At 25.9% G+C, this 3,570-nt stretch carries 5 protein-coding genes and 1 pseudogene; all 6 read left to right on the forward strand.

The window, feature by feature from the left end:
• Nucleotides 1-211: 211 nt before the first annotated feature.
• Nucleotides 212-673, forward strand: coding sequence for a hypothetical protein (locus Q0J90_RS11540; RefSeq protein WP_297278050.1), 462 nt, complete (start codon nucleotides 212-214; stop codon nucleotides 671-673).
• Between the two features lie 3 nt (nucleotides 674-676).
• Entirely contained in the window at nucleotides 677-1,519 is an 843-nt protein-coding gene (gene panC / locus Q0J90_RS11545) for a pantoate--beta-alanine ligase (protein WP_297278051.1), read from the forward strand.
• 487 nt (nucleotides 1,520-2,006) lie between these two features.
• Nucleotides 2,007-2,462 (forward strand): 50S ribosomal protein L13, encoded by a 456-nt coding sequence (gene rplM / locus Q0J90_RS11550; RefSeq protein WP_297278052.1) that lies wholly within the window; start codon nucleotides 2,007-2,009, stop codon nucleotides 2,460-2,462.
• A gap of 17 nt (nucleotides 2,463-2,479) precedes the next feature.
• Nucleotides 2,480-2,878, forward strand: coding sequence for a 30S ribosomal protein S9 (gene rpsI / locus Q0J90_RS11555; RefSeq protein ID WP_297278053.1), 399 nt, complete (start codon nucleotides 2,480-2,482; stop codon nucleotides 2,876-2,878).
• A gap of 43 nt (nucleotides 2,879-2,921) precedes the next feature.
• Nucleotides 2,922-3,287 carry a TraR/DksA family transcriptional regulator gene (locus Q0J90_RS11560; protein ID WP_028330701.1) on the forward strand — a complete coding sequence of 122 codons (366 nt, stop codon included), beginning with the start codon at nucleotides 2,922-2,924 and terminating at the stop codon, nucleotides 3,285-3,287.
• A pseudogene (locus Q0J90_RS11565) lies at nucleotides 3,287-3,570 on the forward strand (primosomal protein N'); the annotation flags it as partial. The gene Q0J90_RS11560 and the pseudogene Q0J90_RS11565, both read left to right, overlap by 1 nt.

Genomic DNA, 3,570 nt, shown 5'->3' on the forward strand with positions numbered 1-3,570 from the left:
AGAGAATAAATTATAGTCCGTATTTAAACATATATTTGATAAAAAAGAAGTTAATAGAATTTTCTATTAACTTCTTTTTTAATAATTAAAACATCAATAATATATATTTTAATGAATATATTGATAATTAATAGTTGACAATTTTACTATTTATAAATATGATTATTTTTAATATTGAAGCTGATTAAATTGAAGGAGCTGTTAAAAAATTATGGCTAAAACTATTAAATGTAAATCTTGTAAAACAGTTAATGACAAATATGCTAAACAATGCCGTTCATGCGGTACTTTGCTTTATCCGGAAATATCATACAAAAATGCTACTATTGTTACTATTGTATTAGATGCAGTTTTTGCATTTATATATTTATTTGGAATTTATTTATTTATAGTAAACTCAAACAATGATGAAATACCAAAATATATAGCATTACTTCCGGCACCAAATACTATTCCTTATTTTTTAATAATATTATTATTTTTAGCATTTGCTGCTGTAAAAATTCTATATATATTAAATGTATTTATTCTAAAAAAAGAAAGTATCTTTTTTGTAAGAAGAATTAGCATGTTTGTAGAAGCGGTTATAATGTTTCCAATACAAACTATATTAGCATTATATTTTTATGAACCTGCTACAAATCAGGATAAAATGAACAAAAAAATGGAATAACAAATGGCTTTAACTATACTAAAAACTGCCAAGAGTGTATATAAATTTGTTAATAACAATAAAAATAAAACAATAGCTTTAATACCAACTATGGGAGCATTACACAAAGGACATGAAGAACTTATAAAAAAGGCAAAAAAAGAATGCAGTATAGTTATTGTCAGTATATTTCTTAATCCTCTCCAGTTTACTAAAGTAGAAGACATCGAAAAATATCCTCAAGATATAGATATGGATAAAAAAATATTAAATGATCTTAATGCTGATATATTATTTTTACCTTCTGTAGAAGATATGATACCCGATGATTATGGAACTTATATAAATATAGACGGCATTTACAGCAAATCTTATGGAATCTCAAGACCCTTGTACTATAAAGGTCTTATTACAATAATGGCTAAACTCTTTAATATAGTATCTCCGACACATGTATATTTAGTAGAAAATGATTATCAAAAAGTATTTATGATAAATAAAATGATTAAAGATTTGAATTATAATATAGTAGTAAAAACTATACCTATAGTAAGAGATGATAATATGATTGCTTTAAGCAGTATAAATGTATTATTAAGCGATAGAGAAAAAGAAGAAGCCGCTGTTATATATGAACTATTGAAAGAAGCTAGAGAAGAATTCAAAAAAGCAAGTACAAAATCATCATATTTAATAGATATTATTAAGAATAATTTGCGTCTGCATAAAGTACTAAAACTAGAATATATTGATATAGTAGATAAAGACACATTACTTAGTGTGGAAACAGCAACAAAAAATTCCATTATATTAATATCATGCTACTGCGGAGCTACTAGATTATTGGATAATATACATTTAAAATAAATATTTAAATTATAAAATATAAAAAAATAAATACGAATATTTTATTATAATAGTACAAAATATAATTGAATGTTTATGAATAATATTAGAAAAATATCCAAAATTATTAAAGTCATAGGACTAAAAAAATCCAAAAGTGTCATTAAATTAATAGGGTTAAAAAATATACCAAAACTAACTAAACAAAAAAATATAATAGGCTTAATTAGTATAATAGGACTAAAAAAATCTGCTAAAATAATCAGTTTAATAGGTATAAAAAACACATTTATGATAATTAGAACAATAAAAGAATAATATATATTTTATACTACAACAAATATATAAAACATATTAAATTAAAAATTCCATATAAATCATAATATTATGTTAAAATAGCAATTAAAATTTGACTTTACAATGTTTTTATGTTATAATTACGCACCGTTACATTTTAAGATTTTATAAAACTACCAAATTTTTTAAACGTTAAATCAAGGTGTGTATGATGGATAAAAAGACATTAAAAACAAAAAATAGTACTTACGTTCTATCACAAAAAGATATTAAACAAAATTGGCTAATTATAGATGCCAAAGGTAAGTCATTAGGAAGAGTTGCAAGCAGAGTGGCTTATATGCTTAAAGGTAAACATAAAGTTGACTATGCATATAATTTGGATAATGGAGATTATGTTATAGTTATAAATGCTAAAGATATAGTATTAACAGGCAATAAAAAGAAAGGAAAAATTCACTATAGACATACAGGTTATCCTGGCGGTATTAAAGCTGTTAGTTATGGAGAATTATTAGAGAAAAATCCTGAAAGAATGGTAAAAATAGCTGTAAAAGGTATGCTTTCTCATAATCCATTAGGCAGACTTCATCTTAAAAAATTAAAAGTATATGCCGGAAGCGAACATCCGCATGAAGCTAATAAACCTACTGTAGTAAATATATAATTAGGAGATAAATAAAAATGGCATCTAAACAATTAACTATTTTTACTGGTAAAAGAAAAACAGCTAATGCTAGAGTACGTATTACTTTGGGCAGCGGTAAAATTATAATAAATGGAAAAAATTATGCTGAATACTTCTGCAACAGAGCAGCACTTCTTAAAGTAGTAGAAGACGCTTTAAAAGTAACAGGAAATTTTGGTAAATATGATGTATTTGCTAATGTACATGGCGGAGGAGTTTCTGCTCAGGCTGATGCTGTTAGACATGGTATTGCTAAAGCATTAGTAGGAGAAAGTCAGGATTTCAGAACTACATTAAAGAGAAATGGTTTTCTTACTAGAGATTCACGTGTAGTTGAACGTAAAAAATACGGAAGATCTGGTGCTAGAAAACGCTTCCAGTTCTCTAAACGTTAAGTTTTTATCTTAGCGATTATGAATTTATTTAAAGGTTTATTATATGACTGCTAAGAAATTAAAGAAATTTAAAGATTTATTATTAGAAGAAAAGAAAAAGACTTTAGATGAGTTGCTAAGCGGCAATGAAATTTATGAATCTCTAAAAGAAGACTCTCACGGAGATATGGCAGATATAGCATTTCAGGCTTATGAAAAGCAAAATTTAGTAAATTTTTCTCAAAAAGAAAAAGATAAATTAGAAATGCTTAATAATGCTCTTAAAAGAATAGAAGACGGCACATATGGTAAATGCATAGATTGTAAAGAAGAAATTAGCGAAGAGAGATTAACTGCCATACCGCAAACTTTAAGATGTGTAAATTGCATGGCTAAATATGAAGATAAAAAACGTCGTGAAAAAATGTAATGTATGTTAAAGTTGTTTTTAACCTACCTATAGATAAAATACTTACATATAAAAAACCAGACGAGATTAATGACAGCTTGGTAGGATGTAGAGTTATTGCTCCAATACGCGGAAAAGGTAATAAAGGTATTGTTATAGAAGAAACTGACTCTGCTGATGGAAATTATAAAATACATCCTATTAAAGCTAGAATAGATCTTGAACCTATATGTTCTGATAAAGAATTCCAATTAGCTAAATGGATGAGTAACTATTACCATTCATCATTCGGAGAAGCATTATT

This window comes from uncultured Brachyspira sp. (assembly GCF_944390595.1).
Classification (GTDB): Bacteria; Spirochaetota; Brachyspiria; order Brachyspirales; family Brachyspiraceae; genus Brachyspira.